The 22,160-nt window shown below is 60.1% G+C and carries 23 protein-coding genes; 14 read left to right on the top strand and 9 right to left on the bottom strand.

All coding sequences use genetic code 11. The features are described 5' to 3' along the window. Position 1 precedes the first annotated feature (1 nt). The 9 genes from paaF to pdxR all read left to right on the top strand — a co-directional run bounded on the left by paaF (position 2) and on the right by pdxR (position 9,241). Positions 2-775, top strand: coding sequence for a 2,3-dehydroadipyl-CoA hydratase PaaF (gene paaF, locus QZQ97_RS02495; protein WP_311992107.1), 774 nt, complete (start codon positions 2-4; stop codon positions 773-775). A 3-nt stretch (positions 776-778) separates the two neighbouring features. After that, positions 779-1,570, top strand: coding sequence for a 2-(1,2-epoxy-1,2-dihydrophenyl)acetyl-CoA isomerase PaaG (gene paaG / locus QZQ97_RS02490; RefSeq protein ID WP_311992106.1), 792 nt, complete (start codon positions 779-781; stop codon positions 1,568-1,570). Between the two features lie 2 nt (positions 1,571-1,572). Next, on the top strand, positions 1,573-3,093 hold the full coding sequence (locus QZQ97_RS02485) for a 3-hydroxyacyl-CoA dehydrogenase (protein ID WP_311992105.1): 1,521 nt from the start codon (positions 1,573-1,575) through the stop codon (positions 3,091-3,093). Beyond that, positions 3,093-3,533 carry a hydroxyphenylacetyl-CoA thioesterase PaaI gene (gene paaI, locus QZQ97_RS02480; RefSeq protein ID WP_311993863.1) on the top strand — a complete coding sequence of 147 codons (441 nt, stop codon included), beginning with the start codon at positions 3,093-3,095 and terminating at the stop codon, positions 3,531-3,533. The genes QZQ97_RS02485 and paaI overlap by 1 nt, the downstream gene beginning before the upstream one ends. After that, complete coding sequence (gene pcaF, locus QZQ97_RS02475) at positions 3,530-4,735, top strand: 3-oxoadipyl-CoA thiolase (protein WP_311992104.1); 1,206 nt, start codon at positions 3,530-3,532, stop codon at positions 4,733-4,735. Before paaI ends, pcaF begins: the two co-directional genes overlap by 4 nt. A 16-nt stretch (positions 4,736-4,751) precedes the next feature. Continuing rightward, positions 4,752-6,059, top strand: coding sequence for a phenylacetate--CoA ligase PaaK (paaK, locus tag QZQ97_RS02470; protein WP_311992103.1), 1,308 nt, complete (start codon positions 4,752-4,754; stop codon positions 6,057-6,059). Between the two features lie 78 nt (positions 6,060-6,137). Next, positions 6,138-7,082 (top strand): phenylacetic acid degradation operon negative regulatory protein PaaX, encoded by a 945-nt coding sequence (gene paaX / locus QZQ97_RS02465; protein ID WP_311992102.1) that lies wholly within the window; start codon positions 6,138-6,140, stop codon positions 7,080-7,082. 2 nt (positions 7,083-7,084) lie between these two features. Continuing rightward, entirely contained in the window at positions 7,085-7,681 is a 597-nt protein-coding gene (gene paaY / locus QZQ97_RS02460; protein WP_311992101.1) for a phenylacetic acid degradation protein PaaY, read from the top strand. An 81-nt stretch (positions 7,682-7,762) separates the two neighbouring features. Next, positions 7,763-9,241, top strand: a complete 1,479-nt coding sequence (gene pdxR / locus QZQ97_RS02455) for a MocR-like pyridoxine biosynthesis transcription factor PdxR (RefSeq protein WP_311992100.1) — start codon at positions 7,763-7,765, stop codon at positions 9,239-9,241. Between the two features lie 11 nt (positions 9,242-9,252). Here pdxR and QZQ97_RS02450 read toward each other — a convergent pair whose 3' ends face one another. From QZQ97_RS02450 to QZQ97_RS02425, 6 genes are all read right to left on the bottom strand, one after another. Continuing rightward, positions 9,253-10,170, bottom strand: coding sequence for a DMT family transporter (locus QZQ97_RS02450; RefSeq protein ID WP_311992099.1), 918 nt, complete (start codon positions 10,168-10,170; stop codon positions 9,253-9,255). Between the two features lie 94 nt (positions 10,171-10,264). Next, entirely contained in the window at positions 10,265-11,665 is a 1,401-nt protein-coding gene (locus tag QZQ97_RS02445) for an amino acid permease (RefSeq protein WP_311992098.1), read from the bottom strand. Between the two features lie 18 nt (positions 11,666-11,683). After that, a complete protein-coding gene (locus QZQ97_RS02440) occupies positions 11,684-12,871 on the bottom strand; it encodes an amino acid aminotransferase (RefSeq protein WP_311992097.1) in 1,188 nt (395 codons plus the stop codon). A gap of 60 nt (positions 12,872-12,931) precedes the next feature. Then, positions 12,932-13,303, bottom strand: coding sequence for a RidA family protein (locus tag QZQ97_RS02435; RefSeq protein WP_311992096.1), 372 nt, complete (start codon positions 13,301-13,303; stop codon positions 12,932-12,934). Between the two features lie 3 nt (positions 13,304-13,306). After that, the gene (locus tag QZQ97_RS02430) at positions 13,307-14,101 is read right to left on the bottom strand and encodes an alpha/beta hydrolase (protein WP_311992095.1); all 795 of its coding nucleotides are present in this window, start codon (positions 14,099-14,101) and stop codon (positions 13,307-13,309) included. 161 nt (positions 14,102-14,262) lie between these two features. Beyond that, positions 14,263-15,162 (bottom strand): LysR family transcriptional regulator, encoded by a 900-nt coding sequence (locus QZQ97_RS02425; RefSeq protein WP_311992094.1) that lies wholly within the window; start codon positions 15,160-15,162, stop codon positions 14,263-14,265. A 98-nt stretch (positions 15,163-15,260) separates the two neighbouring features. Between QZQ97_RS02425 and QZQ97_RS02420 the strand changes: the two genes are divergently transcribed. Beyond that, a complete protein-coding gene (locus QZQ97_RS02420) occupies positions 15,261-15,878 on the top strand; it encodes a glutathione S-transferase family protein (RefSeq protein WP_311992093.1) in 618 nt (205 codons plus the stop codon). A gap of 5 nt (positions 15,879-15,883) precedes the next feature. Further along, positions 15,884-16,798, top strand: coding sequence for a pyridoxamine 5'-phosphate oxidase family protein (locus QZQ97_RS02415; RefSeq protein ID WP_311992092.1), 915 nt, complete (start codon positions 15,884-15,886; stop codon positions 16,796-16,798). Positions 16,799-16,843: 45 nt separating this feature from the next. Here QZQ97_RS02415 and QZQ97_RS02410 read toward each other — a convergent pair whose 3' ends face one another. Beyond that, on the bottom strand, positions 16,844-17,059 hold the full coding sequence (locus QZQ97_RS02410) for a glycogen synthesis protein (protein WP_311992091.1): 216 nt from the start codon (positions 17,057-17,059) through the stop codon (positions 16,844-16,846). A gap of 190 nt (positions 17,060-17,249) precedes the next feature. Here QZQ97_RS02410 and gabD point away from each other — a divergent pair, with 190 nt between their 5' ends. After that, a complete protein-coding gene (gabD, locus tag QZQ97_RS02405) occupies positions 17,250-18,725 on the top strand; it encodes an NADP-dependent succinate-semialdehyde dehydrogenase (RefSeq protein ID WP_311992090.1) in 1,476 nt (491 codons plus the stop codon). Positions 18,726-18,823: 98 nt separating this feature from the next. Then, positions 18,824-19,192 carry a glyoxalase superfamily protein gene (locus QZQ97_RS02400; RefSeq protein ID WP_311992089.1) on the top strand — a complete coding sequence of 123 codons (369 nt, stop codon included), beginning with the start codon at positions 18,824-18,826 and terminating at the stop codon, positions 19,190-19,192. A gap of 63 nt (positions 19,193-19,255) precedes the next feature. Here QZQ97_RS02400 and QZQ97_RS02395 read toward each other — a convergent pair whose 3' ends face one another. After that, positions 19,256-19,651, bottom strand: a complete 396-nt coding sequence (locus tag QZQ97_RS02395; protein ID WP_006319298.1) for a (R)-mandelonitrile lyase — start codon at positions 19,649-19,651, stop codon at positions 19,256-19,258. A gap of 247 nt (positions 19,652-19,898) precedes the next feature. On the opposite strand from QZQ97_RS02395, the gene QZQ97_RS02390 reads away from it, so the two are divergent. Beyond that, the gene (locus QZQ97_RS02390; protein ID WP_311992088.1) at positions 19,899-20,792 is read left to right on the top strand and encodes a LysR family transcriptional regulator; all 894 of its coding nucleotides are present in this window, start codon (positions 19,899-19,901) and stop codon (positions 20,790-20,792) included. Between the two features lie 45 nt (positions 20,793-20,837). On the opposite strand, the gene QZQ97_RS02385 is transcribed toward QZQ97_RS02390, so the two are convergent. Further along, positions 20,838-21,827: an aldo/keto reductase gene (locus QZQ97_RS02385; protein ID WP_311992087.1), complete on the bottom strand. Its 990-nt coding sequence runs from the start codon at positions 21,825-21,827 to the stop codon at positions 20,838-20,840. Between the last annotated feature and the right edge of the window lie 333 nt (positions 21,828-22,160).

Below are 22,160 nucleotides of genomic sequence, written 5' to 3'. Positions count from 1 at the left end.
AATGGAAACCCCTTTGATCCTGCAGCAACAGCGGCAGCGCGTGGTGACCCTGACGCTGCATCGCCCGGAGGCGCGTAACGCCCTGAGCACTCCCTGCCTGGAACAGCTGGTGTATCGGCTGGAACAGGCCGATGCCGACGCAGGCGTGGGCGCGGTGGTGATTGCCGGTGCCGCGCGCTTCTTTGCTGCGGGTGCCGATCTGCGGGAACTGCAACAGCAGGATCTGCCCGCTGCACTGGCGGATCGCCGCCCGTTGTTGTGGCAGCGGCTGGCACAGTTCAGTAAACCGCTGCTGGCGGCGGTGAACGGCTACGCGCTCGGTGCCGGTTGCGAACTGGCGCTGGCTTGCGACCTCATTATCTGCGGCGAAAGCGCCCGCTTTGGCCTGCCGGAAATTACCCTCGGCCTGATGCCGGGGGCGGGAGGCACTCAACGCTTGATTCGCTGCGTAGGGAAATCCCTGGCCAGCCAGATGGTGTTGACCGGCGAAGCCATCAACGCCGCCCGCGCGCTGCAAGCCGGGCTGGTCAGTGAAGTGTGCGTCGACGCACTGACGCTGGAACGCACTCAGCAGATCGCCGAACGCATCAGCTTGCAGGCCCCGCTGGCGCTGCGAGCCGCCAAACTGGCGTTGAAACAGGCGGAAGAAGCCGGCCTCAGCCAGGGGCTGGCCTTTGAGCGCCAGCAGTTTGTCGCACTGGCCGCCACCGACGATCGTCGTGAAGGCATCGCCGCCTTCTTCGAAAAACGTACGCCAAACTATCAGGGGCGCTGATTTATGGATAACGCATTGATTCTCACCCACCTCGACGCCGGGGTGCTGACCCTGACCCTCAACCGGCCGGATCGGCTGAACAGTTTTAACGACGAGATGCACCGCCAGCTCAGCGAGGCGCTGACCCGTGCCGAACGTGACGACGAGGTGCGCTGCTTGCTGATTACCGGTGCCGGACGCGGTTTTTGCGCCGGGCAAGACCTGAACGATCGCAACGTCAGCGTTGAGCAACAGGCGCCGGACCTCGGCCTGTCGGTCGAACGTTTTTATAACCCGCTGATCCGCCGCCTGACCGCATTGCCCAAACCTGTGGTGTGCGCCGTCAACGGCGTGGCGGCGGGTGCCGGGGCCGCGCTGGCGCTGGCCTGCGATATCGTGATCGCCGCCGACAACGCCAGCTTTATCCAGTCGTTCTGCCGCCTGGGGCTGGTGCCGGACTCCGGCGGCAGCTGGTTCCTGCCGCGTCTGGCGGGCCATGCCCGCGCCATGGGCATGGCGCTGCTCGGCGACAAGGTCAGCGCACAGCAGGCGTTGGAATGGGGCATGATCTGGCAGGTGGTGGCCGCAGGCGAATTGACCGACCATACGCAAGCGCTGGCGCGGCATCTGGCCACCCAGCCGACCTACGGGCTGGGGTTGATTAAAAAAGCCCTCTACAGTTCGGCGACCAACAGCCTCGATCAACAGCTCGATCTGGAGCGCGATCTTCAGCGCCTCGGTGGCCGCAGCGACGATTATCGTGAAGGCGTCAGCGCCTTCTTCGCCAAACGCACACCCAATTTCAGCGGGAAATAATCATGAGCCTGCCGAACTTCAACACGACCGTGGCAGTGATTGGCGCGGGCACCATGGGCATCGGCATTGCCCAAGTAGCGGCCCATGCCGGGCATCAGGTAAAGCTGTTTGATATCGCCGCAACCGCCGCCCAAAACGCGCGGAGTGCCTTGGGCATGCGGTTGCGCCGGCGCGCTGCGGCCGGCAAGGCCGACGCCGATGCCACCGAGGCGTTGCTGGCACGCATCCAGCCGGTAGATACGCTTGCTCAACTGGCCGATAGCGCACTGATCATTGAAGCGGTAGCAGAAAAACTGACGATCAAACAAAGCCTGTTTCGTGAGCTGGAAGCTCTGTGTTCACCCGCCACGCTGTTCGCCAGCAATACCTCCTCACTGTCGATTACCGCCATCGGGGGGGCGCTGCGGCATCCGCAACGCCTGGCCGGGTTGCACTTCTTTAACCCGGCACCGTTGATGAAACTGGTGGAGATCGTCAGTGGGCTGGACACCAGCGCCGACACCGTCGCCACCCTGCAAACGCTGGCCCGGCAATGGGGCAAACAGAGTGTGCTGTGCCGTTCCACGCCGGGGTTTATCGTTAACCGCGTGGCGCGGCCTTTTTACGCCGAAACCCTGCGCGCGCTGGAAGAACAGGTGGCCGACGTCGCCACGCTCGATGCGGTGATGCGCGATGCCGGCGGTTTCGCCATGGGGCCGCTGCAACTGACCGATCTGATTGGCCAGGATATTAATTACGCCGTCACCGAGTCGGTGTTTCAGGCCTTTTTCCAGGATTCGCGCTTTACGCCGTCGCTGGTACAGCAAGAGCTGGTGGCAGCCGGGCGCCTGGGCCGTAAAAGCGGCTGCGGTTTTTATCGTTATGATGGCGAACAAGCGTCGCCGACCGCCATCTGCCTGCCCCTCTCACAGGCGGAGCCGCCACGCAGCATCCAACTGCACGGCGACGAAGCGGGCGTGCAGTTTTTGGCCGGATTGCTGACGGGAAATGCGGAGGCGATCATACAACCTGGACAGACCAGCGCCTTTGCCCGGATCGACGAAGTTACATTTATGTTAACAAGTGGTAAAACAGCCAGCCAGGTTGCCAAAGAGACCGGAACCCCCGTGGTGCTGTTTGATCTGTCCGCCAATTATTCGCAAGCCCCCTGCGTCGCCATCAGCTGCGCAACGCAAAACGCCGCACAACACAACGATAAAGTGGTGCACCTGCTGCAATCCCTCGGTAAGCAGGTCATTTTACTGCCGGACTACCCTGGCCTGTTGGTGATGCGCACCCTCGCCATGCTGACCAACGAAGCACTCGACGTGGTGAACAAAGGCGTTGCCAGCGCCGAAGATACCGACAGCGCCCTGCGCTGCGGCGTCAACTACCCGCGCGGCCCGCTGGAATGGGGCGCCGCGCTCGGCTGGGGGCATATCCTCGCCACGTTGGAAAACCTGCATCGCCACTACGGCGAGCCGCGCTATCGGCCAATGCCGTTGCTGCGCCACTACGCTTCCCTCTCTTCAGGAGACGAATGATGAACGCCAATACGCCCCATGCGCTGGCGCAGCGCTGCGCCGAACAGATGTTTCAACAAGATACCTGCGCGCAGGCGATGGGTATGCGGGTAGATGAAGTCGACGCCGGTTTCGCCAGGGTCAGCATGACCGTCGGCCCGCAGATGCTTAACGGCCACCGAACCTGCCACGGCGGCCAGCTGTTCAGCCTGGCCGATACCGCTTTCGCCTATGCCTGCAACAGCCAGGGGCTGGCGGCGGTGGCCTCCGGTTGCAGCATAGATTTTATCCGCCCGGCGCTGGCGGGCGATCGTCTCACCGCCAGCGCCGAGCTGCGCCATCAGGGCAAAACCACCGGGCTGTATGACGTAGAGATAGTCAACCAACGGGGCAAAACCGTCGCCTGGTTCCGCGGCCGCGCGCACCGCCTCGGCCACACTGTTTTAGAGGAGCAGCCATGAGTCAGGCATTTATTTGCGACGGCGTCCGCACGCCGATTGGCCGCTATGGCGGCGCATTGGCTCAGGTACGTGCCGACGATCTGGCGGCGCTGCCGCTGCGTGCCCTGTTGGAACGCCATCCCCAGGTGGACTGGTCGCAACTGGACGATGTGATCCTCGGCTGCGCCAATCAGGCCGGAGAAGACAACCGCAATCTGGCGCGCATGGCGGCGCTGTTGGCGGGCGTGCCGGTCACGGTTTCCGGCACCACCGTCAACCGCCTGTGCGGCTCGGGGTTAGATGCGCTGGCGATGGCGGCGCGCAGCATCAAGGCAGGCGAAGCCGGGTTGGTGCTGGCCGGGGGGGCGGAATCCATGACCCGCGCCCCGCTGGTCATGGGCAAGGCCGACAGTGCCTTCAGCCGTCAGGCGCAGCTGCATGACACCACCCTGGGCTGGCGCTTTATCAACCCGCTGATGCAGGCAGGGTTCGGCACTGACTCCATGCCGGAAACCGCCGAAAACGTCGCGGCGCAGTTCAAAATCAGCCGCGCCGATCAGGACGCCTTTGCGTTGCGCAGCCAGCAGCGTGCCGCCCGAGCGCAGGCATCGGGAATATTGGCGCAGGAGATCGTACCGGTCAGCCTTCCCGACAAAAAAGGGGCGGTAACGCTGTTCAGCCAGGACGAGCACCCGCGCGCCGATACCCGGCTGGAACAGTTGCAGGTGCTGAAAACCCCGTTCCGCCAACCCGGTACCGTGACCGCCGGTAACGCCTCCGGCTTGAATGATGGCGCAGCGGCACTGATTGTCGCCTCCGAGGCCATGGCCGTTCGCCAGGGGTTAACGCCACGCGCACGCATTGTCGCCACCGCCACCTGCGGTGTTGAGCCGCGCCTGATGGGCATTGGCCCCCTGCCGGCCACCCGCAAGGTGCTGGAAATCGCCGGACTGAGTCTGGCGCAAATGGATGTTATCGAACTGAACGAGGCGTTTGCCGCACAGGCGCTGGCCGTGCTGCGCCAACTTGGCCTGCCCGATGACGCCCCGCAGGTAAACCCCAACGGCGGCGCGATTGCCCTTGGGCATCCGCTGGGCATGAGCGGCGCGCGTCTGGCGCTGGCCGCCCTGTTTGAACTGGAACGGCGCTCCGGCCGCTACGCGCTTTGCACTCTGTGCATCGGCGTCGGCCAGGGGATTGCTATGATCATTGAACGGGTATGACTCTCCGAGGCTAACTATGACAACCCTTACACGGCCACTCGACACCATTGAGTTCGCCTCGCGCGATGAAATAGAAGCGCTGCAGCTGGAACGCCTGAAATGGACTCTGCATCACGCCTACAACAACGTGCCGATGTATAAACGCAAGTTCGATCGGGCTGGCATACACCCCGACGATCTCAAGCAACTGAGCGATTTGTCGCGCTTCCCCTATACCACCAAGCAGGATCTGCGCGACAACTACCCGTTTGACACCTTTGCCGTTCCGATGGAACAGGTGGTGCGCATTCACGCCTCGTCGGGCACCACCGGGCGACCGACGGTAGTCGGCTATACCCAACGGGATATCGATAACTGGGCCGATATCGTCGCCCGCAGCCTGCGTGCCGCCGGCGCCACCGCCAAAGACAAGGTGCATGTGGCCTACGGCTATGGCCTGTTCACCGGCGGTCTGGGCGCTCATTACGGCGCAGAGCGGCTCGGGGCGACGGTGATCCCGGTATCCGGCGGGCAGACCGAAAGGCAGGCACAGCTGATCCTCGATTTCAAACCCGATGTCATTATGGTGACGCCATCTTATTGTCTGACTCTGATCGACGAACTGGAACGCAAAATGGGCGGCGATGCCCGCAGTTGTTCACTGCGCCTCGGGGTGTTCGGTGCCGAACCCTGGACCGAGGCATTGCGCCACGAGATTGAGTCCCGCCTGGGCATCAAGGCGCTGGATATTTATGGACTGTCCGAAGTGATGGGGCCAGGCGTTGCGATGGAGTGCGCCGAAAGCGGCGGCGGCTCGACCATCTGGGAAGACCACTTCTTGCCGGAGATCATCTGCCCGGACAGCGGTGAAGTCCTGCCGGACGGCCAGCACGGCGAACTGGTGTTCACCACCCTGACCAAAGAGGCGCTGCCGGTGATCCGCTACCGCACCCGCGATCTCACCTGCCTGCTGCCGGGCGATGCGCGCCAGATGCGGCGCATGGGGAAAATCACCGGCCGTTCGGACGACATGCTGATCATTCGCGGCGTCAACGTGTTCCCGTCGCAGGTCGAAGAGCAGATTATGCAGTTCGAACAGCTGTCGCCGCACTACCAACTGCAGGTCAGCCGCAGCGGGCATCTGGATACCCTGGCGGTGCGCGTTGAGCTGAAAGAGTCGGCGCTTGGCCTCAGCCACCAGCAGCGCTGCGATATCTGCCACCAGTTGCGTCACCACATCAAATCGATTATCGGCGTCAGCACCGACGTCAGCATCGCCAACTGCGGCGACATTCCTCGTTCGGAAGGCAAGGCCCAACGCGTGGTCGATCTGCGGCCACGCTAATTCAGCCGGCGTCACGGATGACGCCTCAATAAACTGTGTTAATGTTGTGTCTCATCGACGGCTAACCCATGGAAAAATATGGAACATAAACTGGATGAGTTTATCCGCCATGCTGTAGACGCCCAGCCGATCAGCGGCACTTCACTGATTATCTCCCTGTATGGCGATGCGCTCAGCCATCGCGGTGGCGAAGTGTGGCTCGGCAGTCTGAGCGCGTTGCTGGAGGCGCTCGGTTTCGGCGATCGCTTCGTGCGTACCTCGGTGTTTCGTCTGCAAAAAGAGGGCTGGCTGGCGGTGGAAAAAATCGGCCGTCGCAGCTTCTATCGGGTGACCGATCAGGGCATGCGCCAGTTCCGCCATGCCGAGTCGAAAATCTATCTCAGCGAACCGCCGGCCTGGGACGGCAAGTGGGATTTATTGCTGCTGGAAAGCGCGGACAAAAGCGAGCGAGCACGGCTGAAAAAAGAGCTGGGCTGGCTGGGGTTCGGCCAGATCGCCAACAATCTGATGGCGGCACCCACTCATGCGCAAACCGACGTGACGGCCCTGCTCGGCGAGCTTGATGCCGGCGAGCAGGTTATCTATTTCCGCGCCGACTACCCGTACAACCGTTCCGAACATACCCTGCAACAGCTGGTGGCCACCTGTTGGTCGCTGGCTGACGTAGCTGCGGGTTATCACGAGTTTATCGTCTCTTTCCGCCCGCTGATGCAACTGCTGCGCGAAGCCGACGACGCCCTGTTGACGCCCCAGCGTTGCTTCCAGATTAAGCTATTATTGATCCACTTCTTCCGGCGCGTGGCGCTGAAAGATCCGCTGTTGCCGGACGCCTTGCTGCCGGCGCAATGGGAGGGGCAGATCGCCCGCAATTTGTGCATCAATATTTATCAGCGGGTAGACCGCGCCGCAACCGACTATGTCAGCGCACTGGCGGAAACCACTATCGGAGCCCTGCCCGCCCCGGCTGCAGGCTATTACCGGCGCTTCGGCGGCCTGCCGCGCGATACTCTCAAGGAGATTTAGCTATGCCCGTGTATCAGATTGACGGCCTGACGCCGGTGGTAGACCCGAGCAGCTATGTGCACCCGACGGCGGTGCTGATTGGCGACGTGATTATCGGCAAGCAGGTCTACATCGGCCCGAACGCCAGCCTGCGCGGCGATTTTGGCCGGCTGGTTATCTGCGACGGCGCCAACATTCAGGACAACTGCGTGATGCACGGCTTTCCGCAGCAGGACACCGTGGTGGAGGAAGACGGCCATATCGGCCACGGCGCCATCCTGCACGGTTGCCGCATCCGCCGTAACGCCATGGTCGGCATGAACGCGGTGATCATGGACGGCGCAGAGATTGGCGAGAACAGCATCGTCGGCGCAATGGCTTTCGTGAAGGCGGCCGCGGTGATTGAGGCCAACAAACTGGTGGTCGGCAGCCCGGCGCGAGTGCTGCGTGACCTGACCGAGCAAGAGCTGGCGTGGAAAGTGACCGGCACCCGCGAATATCATGATCTGGTGCTGCGCTGCAAATCCACGCTGAACGAAGTCGAACCGCTGGCCGAAGTGGAGCCAGGCCGGCAGCGCCTGAGTTTTGGCGATCACCTGATCCCGAAAAACCGGCTTTAAACGAGATTCGCTACCGCATTCCGATCAAAAGTGGTTTACAGTTAATACCCTGTATCGCCACTTGCTCCTGGACCGGAATCCATGCCAAGAACCGCCAAAACCGTTGAAATCCCCGCGATCGGCGAACTTGACCGACATGCGGGGCAACTCAGTGTCCAGCTTGCCCAAGCGCTGCGGGCCGCCATTCATAAAGGCGAGCTGAAAGCAGGCGATCCGTTGCCCTCGACGCGGGTACTGTCAGGTGCATTGCAACTTGCCAGAGGAACGGTGCTGGCCGCCTTTGAGCAGCTAACCGCCGAAGGGTTTCTGGAGGCGTACCCCGGATCGGGCACCCGCGTGGCGATGGCGCTCAACCGCAAAACCCCTCCACCAGCCAAAAACCCGGAGGCCTGCGACATTCCCATGACCGCCCAGGCACAGGCGCTGGCGCAATTTGCCACCCAACGCGCCCCCCTGCCGCCCGTCCCTTTCACCGTCTCGGTACCGATCAATGATACTGCCCCCGATGACGTCTGGCGCCGGCTCGGCAACCGGATCCGCGCCCGGGGGCCTGGTGCCCCATCAGGCTACGGTGATCCTCTTGGCGAGTTGCCGCTGCGCAAAGCGATCTGCGAATATGTGCGTAAATCGCGTTCGGTGCTCTGTACGCCAGCACAGGTGATCATCACCTCCGGAACCCAGCAGGGGCTTTATCTCGCCACGCAAATATTACTGGACGCCGGTGATACCGCCTGGGTGGAAAACCCCGCCTATCGCGGTATTACCGCTATTTTTGACAACCTGCTCAGGGACCGACACATGGCGCGGGTGCCGGTCGATGACCAAGGTCTAGACGTGGCGGCGGGCCGGGAGATCGCGCCGCAGGCCAGGGCCGTCTTTGTCACCCCGTCTCATCAATACCCGCTGTGCATGCCGATGAGCATGTCGCGCAGGCTTGAACTGCTGGCATGGGCGAAAGAGCAAAAAGCCTGGATTGTCGAAGACGATTACGACAGTGAAATGCGCTACGCCGGTCACCCTTTTCCCTCTCTGCAAGGGTTGGATCCCGCGAGAGTCATTTATCTCGGCACCTTCAGCAAAATCCTGTTCCCGTCATTGCGGCTGGGTTACGCCATTGTCCCCGAACCGCTGGTGGATGCCTTCTGCGGTGCGCGAGTGCTGATGGACCGCCACCCGCCCACCGCCGACCAGCACGTACTGGCCAGCTTTATGGCGCTGGGGCATCTGGATCGCCATATACGCAGAATGCGCGGCGTCTATGCGGAAAAGCGACGTGTGCTGACCGAAGCCGTCAACGCGCATATTTCGCCGCAGCTTGCCGCTTTGCTCCCCAGTGACCAGGGTATGCACCGGGTATTGTGGTTGAAAGCGGGCCTGGACGACCAGCGGGTGGCCGCCGGCGCCGCCGAAGCCGGAGTAGCGGTCAGCGCGCTGTCGCCGATGTACGCCTCTGGCCGCGGAAAAAGCGGGTTGATCCTGGGGCTGGGAGGTTACGACGACGAGGCTATTCACCGCGCCGCCCAAAAGTTGAATCGGGTAATCTTATCGCTGGCAGGCTGACTCTGCCGGGTTTAGCGCGAAAAACGCTTGGCGCCGAACACGCAAGCCACGACGCCGGCCATCACCGCGATCATCGAAGGCTGGACGGTTTCATGCAGTACCAGCCCCGCCAACGCCAAGCCAAAGAACGGCTGCAGCAATTGCAGTTGCCCCACCGCGGCAATACCGCCCTGCGCCAGGCCGCGATACCAGAAAATAAAACCTATCCACATGCTGAACAGCGAAATATAGCCCAGCGAGAACCAGGCCCCGGCGCTTACCCCTGTCCAGGCTGTCGGCGCCGCCCAGGCCGCGACCGCCGCCGCCAACGGCAACGCGATCACCAGCGCCCACGAGATCACCTGCCAGCCGCCAAGCCGGCGGGACAGCACCGCCCCTTCGGCGTAGCCCAATCCGCAAAGCAGCACCGCGACCACCATCAGCGCGTCTCCTGTCCAGGAACCGCCTGCCCCCTGGCTCAGTGCGAAAGCGCCGACCAACAGAGCGCCTGTCATCGAAAAGACCCAGAAGATCGCCCTCGGGCGCTCCCCGCCGCGCAAAACGCCGAAACAGGCCGTCGCCAGCGGCAGCAGGCCAATGTAAACCAGCGAATGCGCCGAGGTGGTGTGTTGCAACGCTAACGCCGTCAGCAGCGGAAAACCGATCACCACCCCGACGGCGACAAAAATCAGCGGCGCGATATCAGCGCGCCGTGGCCAACGTTGGCGCATCAACAGCAGCGCGCTCAGGGCCAGCAGCGCTGCAATCGTCGCCCTCATCGCCGTCAGGAATACCGGATCAAACTCCTGCACCGCCACACGAGTCGCGGGCAAAGAACCGCTGAAAATCAACATGCCCAAAAAGCCGTTGATCCAGCCCTGCGCCGAACGCGTAGCGCCCGTATGCCCCACGCCAACGTTAACCCCGTTTTTTGCTGTCTGACTTGCCATTCCAATAAGGCTCCACACGCTTCAAAGAGGGTTGATTCTCCAGATAAAGTGGTTTATTTCCAGAGCCAGATAGACACATTTTCAGTAAACCGGTTTACTCCGCGCCCGTCGTTTCCACCCGGACCGGCGTGGGCTGGTGACGGCTATAGAGGAAATAGACCGCCACCAGCAGCAGGGTGAACGGAATGCCAAACCACAGCGTCATTTTGAAAAATTCGGTGAATGCGGTGGAGATCAGCAACGCAGCCATCAACCCGGCCCCCGCCAGCGTGGTATACGGGAACCCCCACATACGGAATTTCAGGTGGGTTTTGCGGTGCTGGCGGCGGAAAAACAGATGAGTGACGAAGATCATCAACCAGGTAAAGCAGGCGCCATACACCGAGATAGACATCATGGCGGCGAACGATTTCTCCGGATAAACCAGGCTCAGCACGATCGACACCACAATGCCGATGCACGACATTGCCAGCGCGCTCACCGGTATGCCGCGTTGGCTGACGCGGCCCAGCGCAGCGGGAGCCTGCCCGGCGCGGGAAAGTGAAAACATCATGCGGGTGGTGATGTATAGCTGGCTGTTCATCGCCGACAGCGCGGCCACCAGCACGATGAAGTTGAAAATGCCGGCTGCGGCGGGCAGATGGATCACGTTCATCGCCACCAGGAACGGGCTTTCGCCGGTACCGGACTGCCGCCAGGGCACGATCGCCAACATCAGCGCAATCGACAGCATGTAAAAGATAAACAACCGTAAAATAGTGCCCTTGAAGGCGGTTTTGACCGCAATCACCGGGTTTTTGGCCTCACCGGCGGCCACCGCAATCATCTCAATGCTCAGATAACTGAAAATGGAGACGATCACCGCGAACCACATGCCTTTGACGCCAAAGGGGAAGAAGCCGCCGTTGTCGGTAAAGTTTTTAAAGCCAAAGGCCGGATTGGCGGAAAATGCCAAGATGCCGATGCCAATGGCGATAAAGGCCGCAATCGCCACCACCTTGATGGTCGACAGCGCGTACTCCACCTGACCGAACGACTTTACGCCAATCACATTGATGGCGATCACCGCCGCAGAAAACAGCAGCACCCAGGGCCAGATTGGCGTGCCGGGGAACCAGAACTGCATGTACATACCGATGGCGGTAACTTCGGTGCCTACCGCCAGCACCACGCAAGACCAATAAGAGTAGCGCACCAGAAAACCGAACAGTGGGCTGATATAAAACTCGGCGTAGTCGCCAAAAGAACCGGGCGTCGGGTGTTCGGAAGTCATCTCCGCCAGGCATCCCATCAGCAATAAAGCCACCACGCCACCGATAAAATAGCTCAGCAATACGCTGGGGCCGGCCATTTGTATGGCGTAAGCGCTACCGAGAAACAGCCCGGTACCGATCGCACCGCCTATCGCCAGCATCGACATCTGCCCGGCGGTGAGCTGCTTTTTCAACCCGCCCTGCCGCCGGGCTATTTCGTCAAAACCTTTCATCTCTTTCATGGCAATGTCCTACCTTGTTCACACAGCGCGGGTGACGTCCAGAATGGCGGCAGTAACGTAATCGACATTATTTTGGTTCAGGCCAGGCAGACACATGCGGCCGGGCGCGACCAGATAAATGGCATACTCTTGCCGCAGCCGGGCGAGTTGCTGTTGGTTCAGCCCGGTATAGCTGAACATGCCTTTCTGATCGCGGATGCGGCGGTGATCCAGCCGCGAACCGCCCTGCTCCAGCCCTGCGGCCAGAATTTGGCGCATCTGCTTAATGCGCTGGCGCATACCGGCCAGTTCACTTTCCCACTGGTGTCGCAGCGCTGCGTCCGCCAACAGGGTCTCCACAATCCGGCTGCCGTGGGTCGGCGGGCAGGAGTAGCTGCGGCGGATCAGCGTTTTCAAAGCGCCCTTCACGTTCACCGCGCTTTGCGGGCTGCCACAGCGCACCGACAAGCCCCCCAACCGCTGGCCGTACAGCGCGACATTTTTAGAAAACGAGTTGGCGACCAAAAATTCCAGATCGGTTTTCAGCGTCTCATGCAACGCAAAACCGTCTTCTGCCAGGCCGTCGCCAAACCCCTGATAGGCGATATCGAAGAACGGCAGCAGGCGCCGGCGTTGCAGCACTTCGATCGTGGCGCGCCACTGCGCCTGAGTGAGATCGGTGCCGGTCGGGTTGTGGCAACATGGGTGCAGCAGCACCACGCTGCCTTCCGGCAGGCTGGCGAGCGTATCGAGCATGGCGTCAAAACGCAGGCCGCCGGTGGCCTCATCAAAGTACGGATAGGTGTGAACCTTCAGCCCGGCGCCTTCGAAGATGGCCCAATGGTTGGCCCAGGTGGGATCAGACACCCAGATATCGCGCCGGGACAAATAGTGATGGATAAAATCTGCCGCCAGTTTCAACGCGCCGGAGCCGCCGAGGGTCTGTACCGTGGCGATAGCGGAGGTATCCTGTTCGCCAAACAGCAAGCTTTGCACCTGTTGGGTAAACAGCGGCGAACCTTCTATCGGTGGGTAACCGTGGGGACTTCGCTGTTCAAGCAAGCGCCGTTCGGCCGCTTCAACCGCCTGCATCAGCGGGATCCTGCCTTGCCGGTCATAATAAAGACCAATACCCAAATTCACTTTCTGCGTATTGTCATCCTGTAAATAAGCTTCCATCAACGACATAATAGGATCGGGCGCAGACGCGCCGATATGATTAAACATAGCGATTCCTTAATTCATTATTTAATGAACTTTCAGGTGAAGACGATAATTAAATAAGGCTCAAGCCATGGCGCTGACGGTTATTTCTATTTTCATTCCCGGCACCACCAATTTATCGACAATAACGGTTGAACGATTGGGATAAGGATAATTAAAGTATTTTTTATAAATCTCATCGAGTAATTTAACGTCATTCACATCGGTGAGATACACAATCACCTGCAATACGTTATCGCTGTGGCTATTGGCCGCCTTCAGCGTTTGCGCCAGATTATCGAACGTCAGAGTAATCTGGCTTTCAGACGCCCCGGTTTCAATACTGCCGTCAGGCCTGACCGGGCCGTGGGCGGTGAACAACATGCCCCCGCCTTTGGTAGCCCAGGAAAAGGGTTGCCCAATCTCCGGCAGGCCGGTATCAATGATGCTGCGCATGGCTTATTTCCCCGTGGTGATTAGCTGCCGGATCAGCGCACCGTCAACGGCGAACAGCGCATCCAGCACGTTGTAATGATTGGCTCCCGCTACGGCAACCAGTTCAGCCGGCAGATTTTTCTCCCGCAGCGCGGCGTAATAATGAAGCGACTGCCCCATCAGCTCCGGCAGCTCTGCTGCGCCGTAAAACAGCGTCGTGGGTTTTAAGTGTTCAGGGATATGGCGAGCCGGACTCAGCTGCGCGATTTGCCGCCGGGTCAGTTGCAATTGCCGGTTTACGTAAGTGCTTAACAGCGGTTCCAGTTCAAAAATGCCGCTGATGGACAATACCGCGTCAACAACGGCATGCTGCTGCCAATAACTGGCCAGATGCCCGCCGGCGGAATGGCCGCACAAATAGACCGGCGCGTTTTTTTGCGGTGCCAGCCGCAGTTCAATGGCATCCAGCGCCGCGCCGATTTGCCGGCAAATATCGTCCAATGTGGCCACCGGCGCCAACGTATATTCCAGCAACACCACATCAAAGCCCAGGGCCAACGGCACCTCGGCAATAAAAGCGAAGTCGTCTTTACGGCAAAATTGCCAATAACCGCCGTGAATAAATATTAATGTTCCTTTAGAGGGCGCATCAGAATATAACCAATCAAAAACTTCCCGTTCCGAATAACCATAAGAAATATCAAGTTCGCTGCGTACTTGCTGATAAACGTCCTGACTGCGGGTTTGAAATGAGCTCAGGATCTCATTTTCATTGTCTACCGTCGAACCGTTATCATAACTTCCCGGGACAAGTTTCATATATTAAACTTCGTTTATTATTTAAGATATGCGTTAACTATTAGCACCGGCCAAAATATTGTCAAGAAGGGAACCGCAGCAATGCGTGCGCGGTAAAATAAATCTTATTTTTGCGCCAAATAAGTTTAACCAGTGAAACTTATCGGTATTGATTTACCGGTTTATACCGGCTGAATTTGCGCCAACCGGCTTAATTCTTGCCAGGCGTAGTCCCAGAAGGTGCGCACCTTCAGCGGCATGCGCTGTACGTTCTGCGCCACCAGCTGCACCGGCATCGGCAAGGGTTCATACGCCGGCAGCAAACGTACCAGCGTGCCCGCCGCCAGATCGTCCGCCACCTGGTACGACAATAATCGGGCGATGCCCTTGCCCGCCCGCACCGCCAGCAGTTGGGTTTCCACTTCGTTGATCAACAGCCGGGGCGTCAGCCGCACCCGCTCGCCATTTTCCTGCGGACCAAAACGCCATTCGCGCAGCGACGCGCGTTGAGTGCCGACGATGGTATCGTGATCGGTCAACTGCGCCGGGTGTTGCGGTTCGCCGCGCCGCGCCAGATAAGCCGGGCTGGCGACCGTGACCCGCGACACCTGCCCCAACCGGCGCGCCACCCGGGAAGAGTCCTGCTGATGACCAATGCGCACCGCCACATCCAGCCCTTCGTCGATCAAGTCCAGGTTGCGATCGTTGAGCACCATTTCAATCTGCATCTGCGGATAGCGGTCAAGAAACGCCATTACCAGCGGCGCAACGTGTTTGCGCCCAAACTGCACCGGCGAGGTAATGCGCAACATGCCGGAGAGCTGGCTGTCCGCCGTGTCCAGCACCGCCGAGTCATAGTCATGCAGCAGCAGGCGCGCACGCTCCGCCAGCCGCAAACCCGCCTCGGTAGGTGCCAGCCGCCGGGTGGTGCGCTCCACCAACCGGGTGCCGAAGCGCTGCTCCAGCGAAGCTATGGCACGGGTGATCGCCGGCGCGGAACGCCGCAGCTTGCGCCCAGCCGCAGCCAGGCTGCCGTGCTGAATCACCGCCACAAAGATAGCCAGTTCGTCCAACCGATCCATAGATTCTTCCAAAAAGTGAAATTATCAATTTCTACATTGCCGGATTCCGCTCGCTGCCCGCAAGAGTATGCTGATAAAAATTATTCAGGAGCCTCATCATGCAAACCCTCAAACTGTACGGTACCCCGCTTTCCGGCCACGTTCATCGCGTGGCGTTACTGCTGCGCATGCTTGACCTGCCCTACGAATTTATCGAGGCTCCCGCCGGCGTGCGCCAGAGCGAGGCTTTCCGCCGCCTCAATCCACTCGGCCAAATCCCGGTGCTGGTGGACGGCGATTTGGCACTCGCCGACAGCAACGCCATTTTGGTGTATCTGGTCAAACGCTACGCGCCGGGCAGCCACTGGCTACCGGAAACGCCGCAGGCTTCGGCGCAGGTGCAAGAGTGGTTATCCAAAGCCGCCGGAGAGGTGCGCTACGGCCCGGCTTCCAGCAGGCTAATCGCCCAGTTTTCCGCTCCGGAGGATTATCAGGCTTCGCTGGCGATCGCGGCCCGCTTCCTGCCGCAGATGGAACAGCATCTGGCGGAACGTGATTTTCTGGCGACGGAACACGCCACCATCGGTGATTTGGCTTGCTACAGTTACGTGGCAGTAGCGCCGGAAGGCGGCATCTCGCTGGCACCTTTTCCGGCCATCCGGCGTTGGGTAGATCGCATCGCCGCGCTGCCCGGTTTCTTCGCCATGCCGGCGCTGCCGGAACCCACCGGGAGGTAACGCTGATGAGACAGCCACTGTTCCACCCCGACGAACTGCGGGCCCAGGCATTGGCCGGTTTTGACCGCGTGGGCGCGGGTATTTATGCCGCCATGCCCGACCAGCATCGGGAATTCTTCGCCGCGCTGCCTTACCTGTTCGTCGCCACGCTGGACGATCAGGGCTGGCCAGTGGCCACGCTGTTCAGCGGTCCGCCCGGTTTCTTGCGCACGCCGGATGACAGCCACCTGCGCATCAGCGCACCGCGCCGCAACGACGATCCGGCGCAGGCCGCATTGCAAAGCGGCAAACTGGTTGGCGCCTTGGGACTGGATTTCAGCAATCGCAGGCGCAATCGGGCCAACGGCGTGATTGGCCGCACCGACAAGAACCGCATTGAAATCGAGGTCCGGCAAAGCTTCGGCAACTGCCCGCAATATATTCAGCGACGCGAGCTTTACCCGGTAGCCGGCACTCCGGCGCCGATTGAATATCTCCCGACGCTGGATGCTGCGGCGCAGGCGCTGATCCGCCGGGCAGACACCTTTTTCGTCGCCAGTTGCGCCCACGCCGGGCTGGCGCAGGGCGGCGTGGATATATCGCACCGGGGCGGCAAACCGGGGTTTATCCATCTGGCGGACAACAGCCTGTGGATCCCGGACTTTCGCGGCAACCGCTACATGAACACGCTGGGTAATCTATTGGCTGAGCCACGGGCGGCGCTGCTGTTTATCGATTTCGACAGCGGCGATATTTTGCATCTGCAAGGGGAAACGCAGATCCTCTGGCAAGCGGATATCGACCACCCGGTGGAGGGGGCGGAGCGCTACTGGCGATTTGATATGCGCAGGGCGTGGCGCTTCCCACAGGCTCTGCCCTGGCGCGGCCGCAACCTGGAATACTCCCCGTCCACGCTGAACACCGGGGTGTGGCAAGGGTAAATTGTCATAAAAAACCCCGCGTTGGCGGGGTCGGGGATATAAGGATTATACGCTGTGTTCCGCCATCGCGGTGGCCTGATAAAGCTGCCGAAAATAGCTCAGACGCTCGAAAAACAAACGGCTTTGCGATTCCGACATATTGCCGGCTACCTTGCCGGCATCGATTTCGCGCCCCTGCCACTCCATCAGCGCAATGCTGGAAGCGATAAAATCCATGTTGCTGCTGTAGGCCGCAAGGTGCCGACTCACTGAATTTACCATTCTGCACACTCCTTTTTGTTATCTCGAAAAGGGTCATATGCTTACTGAATTCAGTATCTCCCCGATGGCGAGTGTTTTTTGTACAGAAGGTGCGCATGGCGGCAAATGGATGCGGGAAAGTTTGCTAGGGTAAAGGGGAAGTGTTTGGGACAAACCACAGTGTGTTGAATTCTGAAAAGGAAGATAACCGATGAGCACGACCTTCTCCGCCACCCTCAAAGATCCCGCGCTGTTTCGCGAAGCAAACTACATCGATGGGCAATGGCTGCAGGCCAAAGACGGCCAGACCATCAAGATCCATAACCCGGCCACCGGCGAGTTAGTCGGCCAGGTACCGGCCTTCGGCGCCGAAGAAACCGCGCAGGCGATAGCCGCCGCCAAAAAAGCCCAGCCGGCCTGGCGCGCGCTGACCGCCAAAGAGCGTGCCGGCAAACTGCGCCGCCTGTTCGAACTGATGATGGAAAACCAGGACGATCTGGCACGCATCATGACCGCAGAACAGGGCAAACCCCTGGCAGAAAGCCGCGGTGAGATTGCCTATGCGGCTTCGTTTATCGAGTGGTTCGCCGAAGAGGGGAAACGCGTTTACGGCGACACCATTCCGCAAAACCTGCCAGGTCGGCGCATTATCGTGCAAAAAGAGCCCATAGGGGTATTCGCCGCCATTACGCCGTGGAATTTCCCGGCGGCGATGATCACCCGCAAGGCCGGCCCCGGCTGGGCCGCGGGCTGTACCGGGGTGATCCGCCCCGCCAGCCAGACCCCGTTCTCGGCGCTGGCGATTGCGGTACTGGCCGAACGCGCCGGTTTACCGGCGGGCGTTTGCAACGTGATTACCGGGCCCAGCAAGGCGATCGGCGGCGAACTGACCGCTAACCCGGACGTACGCAAGCTCTCCTTTACCGGCAGCACCGAGGTGGGCGCGCAGTTGCTGGCCCAGTGTGCGCCCACCATCAAAAAAACCAGCATGGAGTTGGGTGGCAATGCGCCCTTTATCGTGTTTGACGATGCCGATCTGGACGCCGCCGTCGCCGGGGCAGTAGCCTCAAAATACCGTAACGCCGGCCAGACCTGCGTGTGCACCAATCGTTTTCTGGTGCAAGAAGGCGTCTACGACGCTTTTGCGGAAAAGCTGAAAGCGGCAGTGGCGAAGCTGAAAGTAGGCAATGGTATGGACGAAGGCGTCACTATCGGCCCATTGATTAACCGGGAGGCGGTGGAGAAAGTCAGCGAGCATATCGCCGATGCCGTGAAGCGCGGTGCTTCGGTGTTGTTGGGTGGCCGGCCCCATGCGCTGGGCAATAACTTCTATACGCCGACCATCCTGACCGACGTACCGAGGCACGCCAAAATCTTCCATGAGGAAACCTTTGGTCCGGTGGCGCCCTTGATCCGTTTTGAGCATGAAGCCGAAGCCATCGCGTTGGCGAACGACACGCCGTTCGGCCTGGCCTCGTATTTCTACAGCCGCGATATCGGCCGGGTGATGCGCGTGGCCGAAGCGCTGGAATACGGCATTGTCGGCATCAATGAAGGGCTGATCTCCACCGAGGTCGCGCCCTTTGGCGGGGTTAAAAGCTCCGGCCTGGGGCGCGAAGGGTCGAAGTACGGCATCGAGGATTATCTCGAGATCAAATATCTGTGCCTTGGCGGGCTGGATATCTGAATCTGTCACCAGCCCCCGCATGGGGGCTGAACACTGGCTAATCTGCTGCCGTTTCTGCTACTTTGGATCGCCCATCAGGGGCTTACAAGGACTCTCACATGGAATTCTCCGCCGCCATTCCCATTATCCGTATCTTCTCGGTTGAAAAAGCCAAAGAGTTTTATCTGGATTTTCTCGGTTTCGCGCTGGATTGGGAGCACCGCTTTAGCGAGGACCTGCCGCTTTATGCCCAAATATCACGCTCCGGTCTGACCCTGCATCTCAGTGAGCATTACGGCGACGCTACGCCCGGCTCAGCGGTGTTTATTCCGACCCGCGATATCGATGCCCTGCATCGGGAGTTAATAGCGAAACAGTACCGTTACGCCCGTCCGGGGGTTGAAACCCTGGATTGGGGAAAACAGGTGAACCTCACCGATCCCTTCGGCAATTGCCTGCGTTTTTGCGAGCAAACTGACAATGCATAACCTCCGTTAAACACGCGTTTATCGCTTCGGCACGCAGGCAATCCCCGTTCTACGCCGCCGATCCTATTGCCGGTATTGCTCGTCGCTGACCTTCTCCATCCAGTCAACCGGGCTGCCGTTGAGGGATTCGGCAATGGCGATGTGGGTCATGGCGGTTTCGGGGGTAGCGCCGTGCCAGTGCTTGACGCCTTCGGGGATCCAAACGATATCGCCCTGATTCATCTCCTGGATCGGGTCGCCCCATACCTGGATCCAACCGCGCCCCTGGGTGACGATCAGCGTCTGCCCCAGCGGATGGGTATGCCAGGCGGTGCGGGCACCGGGTTCGAAGGTCACGGTGGCGCCGCCCACGCGGGCCGGTTCAGTACCGGCAAAAGGCGCATCAATCCGCACTTTGCCGGTAAAGTAATCCTCGGGACCCGGCCGGGATGGCAGGGAACCGCTGCGTTGAATTTTCACTTTTTCCTCCGTTTCGGCAATGGCTGCCGGTGCTGACATGGACAAGATAAGGGTAGACGCTGCGAGTAATCTCACTGGATGCTCCCGTCAAGATGGCGCGAAAGAGAAAGATAACGCCGCGCCGCCACCGGGACTAGATAGCAAAATACGCAAGGACCTATGAGTTGAATTCATGAGTGATCGGGTGTGGTAGCCTGGGCAAGCGTATAGAATGCCGCTATCAACCCCGCCTGAGTGAAGGTGCCGCATGTTAAAAGAAAACTTTAACGATTTGATTTCGTTCCTTGTCGTGGCGCGTGAACGCAGCTTCACCAAAGCGGCGGCCAAGCTCGGCGTTTCCCAATCGGCATTAAGCCATGCCATCAGGGGCCTGGAAGAGCGGCTAGAACTGCGGCTATTGACCCGCACCACGCGCAGCGTTGCCCCTACCGAAGCCGGCGAAAGGCTGGTCAACAGTATCGGCCCGCGTTTTGCGGAAATCGAAAACGAGCTGGACGCCTTAAGCGAAATGCGTGAACGGCCGGCGGGCAACATTCGCATCACAGCCGGGGAACATGCCGTCGACTCGGTGCTCTGGCCGATGCTGAGGTCATTTCTGGCCGACTATCCGGACATTAATGTCGAAATCACGGTCGATAACACCTTGACCGACATTGTCGCCGGCCGCTTTGATGCCGGTATTCGTTTGGGCGAACAGGTGGCCAAAGACATGATCGCCGTACGGATAGCGCCGGATATGCGCATGGTGCCGGTCGCTTCACCCGCTTATTTCGAGCGATACGGCATCCCGAATACGCCGCAGGCGTTGCAAAACCACCGCTGCATCAATATGCGCTTACCCACTATGGGCGGGCTTTACGCCTGGGAGTTTGCCAAAGACGGCCGTGAGATAAAAGTGCGCGTAGAGGGCCAGTTGATCTTTAACAGCCTGCGCCAACGCATTGACGCGGCGCTGCTCGGCTTCGGCATCGCCTTTGTGCCGGAGGATACCGTCACCGACGAGCTGGCCGGCGGCCGCTTAGTGAGTGTTCTCGATGAATGGTGCCCGCTTTTTCCCGGCTATTACCTCTATTACCCCAGCCGCAGGCAGCACACCACCGCCTTCGCCCTTTTTGTCGAAGCGTTGCGCTATCAGCGCTAATCGTTGGTAACCCGCCTGCCGACAAACGTGGCAGGCAGGATGTGATCAACGCCCGACGTTTTTTTGCAGATGCGCCGGATAACGCGCGCCCTGCACTTCAATGGCGGCAAGCGCCTCTTCGATACTGCTCAGTTCACCCGCCGCCAGCACGACCTCCGCCGCATCGAGGTTCTCGGTAAGGCGATGGCGTTTGGTGGTACCCGGGATCGGTACAATCCAGGGTTTCTGCGCCAGCAGCCAGGCCAGCGCAATCTGCGCCGGAGTCACGCCTTTTCGCCGGGCTATCTGCCCCAGCACGTCCACCAGCCTTTGGTTGGCTTTGCGCGCCTGGGCACTGAAGCGCGGCACGAGGTTGCGAAAATCGCTGCTGTCGAAGGTGGTGTTTTCATTGATGGTCCCGGTGAGGAAGCCTTTCCCCAGTGGGCTGAACGGCACAAAGCCGATGCCCAGCTCTTCCAGAGTCGGTAAAATATCCTGCTCCGGCTCGCGCCACCACAGCGAATACTCGCTCTGCAACGCCGCAACCGGCTGCACCGCATGGGCGCGACGGATAGTTTCCGCCCCGGCCTCCGACAGCCCGAAATGTTTTACCTTCCCTTCCCGGATCAGCGCCTTTACCGTGCCGGCGACGTCCTCAATCGGCACGTTGGGATCGACCCGATGCTGATAAAGCAGATCGATGGTCTCGATATTGAGACGTTTGAGCGATCCTTCCACCGCCTGGCGGATATGTTCAGGCCGGCTATTAAGCACCTGCCTGCCATCCGGCTGCGGCAGTTCAAAACCAAATTTGGTGGCGATCACCACCTGATCGCGCACCGGTGCCAGGGCTTCGCCCACCAGCGTCTCATTGGTAAACGGGCCATAGATCTCCGCCGTATCGAAAAAAGTCACACCCTGCTCCACGGCCGAGCGAATCAGGGCAATCGCCTGCTGCCTGTCGGTCGCCGGGCCGTAACCGAAACTCAGGCCCATGCAGCCCAGCCCTAACGCCGAGACGTCCAGACCGCCGTTGCCCAATTTGCGTGTTTGCATTTCATTCCTCCGGGTGAATCGCACTGGCCCCCGACGTGCTTGCCGGGGGCCGATTATCGTGTGATTACTGTAGAAGAGCGGGGTGGCGGTGACTATGGAGCAAATCCGCTTGAGTTTATGAGTTTGGCTCATGAATCAGACGGCGGTGCCCACCGTCGCCCTCATGGCATCATTGTCCGGCGTCAAGCCCCGCCTTTACATCGGGGCATTGACACCTGTTGGAAGCATCCGGATACTCTCGCACCGTTACCGGTAACAATGATCGGTTGACCAATGATAAAACCAAGACCAGGCGGCAGCCAAGGCTATCACCCGTGCCACCGTCTCCCTTTG

It is taken from the genome of Serratia sp. root2, from assembly GCF_031931805.1.
GTDB classification, from domain to species: Bacteria; Pseudomonadota; Gammaproteobacteria; order Enterobacterales; family Enterobacteriaceae; genus Serratia; species Serratia inhibens.
Note: the sequence above shows the minus strand (reverse complement) of the source record. Positions and strands in the feature narration are given on the sequence as shown.

Bases quoted from the DNA above. Each gene is read 5' to 3' on its own strand.
- QZQ97_RS02435 (WP_311992096.1), bottom strand. From the start codon at position 13,303: ATGCGCAGCATCATTGATACCGGCCTGCCGGAGATTGGGCAACCCTTT.
- QZQ97_RS02445 (WP_311992098.1), bottom strand. From the start codon at position 11,665: ATGAAAGAGATGAAAGGTTTTGACGAAATAGCCCGGCGGCAGGGCGGG.
- QZQ97_RS02385 (WP_311992087.1), bottom strand. From the start codon at position 21,827: ATGCAAACACGCAAATTGGGCAACGGCGGTCTGGACGTCTCGGCGTTA.
- QZQ97_RS02410 (WP_311992091.1), bottom strand. From the start codon at position 17,059: ATGGTAAATTCAGTGAGTCGGCACCTTGCGGCCTACAGCAGCAACATG.
- QZQ97_RS02420 (WP_311992093.1), top strand. From the start codon at position 15,261: ATGCAAACCCTCAAACTGTACGGTACCCCGCTTTCCGGCCACGTTCAT.
- paaX (WP_311992102.1), top strand. From the start codon at position 6,138: ATGGAACATAAACTGGATGAGTTTATCCGCCATGCTGTAGACGCCCAG.
- QZQ97_RS02485 (WP_311992105.1), top strand. From the start codon at position 1,573: ATGAGCCTGCCGAACTTCAACACGACCGTGGCAGTGATTGGCGCGGGC.
- paaI (WP_311993863.1), top strand. From the start codon at position 3,093: ATGAACGCCAATACGCCCCATGCGCTGGCGCAGCGCTGCGCCGAACAG.
- gabD (WP_311992090.1), top strand. From the start codon at position 17,250: ATGAGCACGACCTTCTCCGCCACCCTCAAAGATCCCGCGCTGTTTCGC.
- pdxR (WP_311992100.1), top strand. From the start codon at position 7,763: ATGCCAAGAACCGCCAAAACCGTTGAAATCCCCGCGATCGGCGAACTT.
- QZQ97_RS02415 (WP_311992092.1), top strand. From the start codon at position 15,884: ATGAGACAGCCACTGTTCCACCCCGACGAACTGCGGGCCCAGGCATTG.
- pcaF (WP_311992104.1), top strand. From the start codon at position 3,530: ATGAGTCAGGCATTTATTTGCGACGGCGTCCGCACGCCGATTGGCCGC.
- QZQ97_RS02390 (WP_311992088.1), top strand. From the start codon at position 19,899: ATGTTAAAAGAAAACTTTAACGATTTGATTTCGTTCCTTGTCGTGGCG.
- QZQ97_RS02400 (WP_311992089.1), top strand. From the start codon at position 18,824: ATGGAATTCTCCGCCGCCATTCCCATTATCCGTATCTTCTCGGTTGAA.
- paaK (WP_311992103.1), top strand. From the start codon at position 4,752: ATGACAACCCTTACACGGCCACTCGACACCATTGAGTTCGCCTCGCGC.
- paaF (WP_311992107.1), top strand. From the start codon at position 2: ATGGAAACCCCTTTGATCCTGCAGCAACAGCGGCAGCGCGTGGTGACC.
- paaG (WP_311992106.1), top strand. From the start codon at position 779: ATGGATAACGCATTGATTCTCACCCACCTCGACGCCGGGGTGCTGACC.
- QZQ97_RS02430 (WP_311992095.1), bottom strand. From the start codon at position 14,101: ATGAAACTTGTCCCGGGAAGTTATGATAACGGTTCGACGGTAGACAAT.
- QZQ97_RS02450 (WP_311992099.1), bottom strand. From the start codon at position 10,170: ATGGCAAGTCAGACAGCAAAAAACGGGGTTAACGTTGGCGTGGGGCAT.
- QZQ97_RS02425 (WP_311992094.1), bottom strand. From the start codon at position 15,162: ATGGATCGGTTGGACGAACTGGCTATCTTTGTGGCGGTGATTCAGCAC.
- QZQ97_RS02440 (WP_311992097.1), bottom strand. From the start codon at position 12,871: ATGTTTAATCATATCGGCGCGTCTGCGCCCGATCCTATTATGTCGTTG.
- paaY (WP_311992101.1), top strand. From the start codon at position 7,085: ATGCCCGTGTATCAGATTGACGGCCTGACGCCGGTGGTAGACCCGAGC.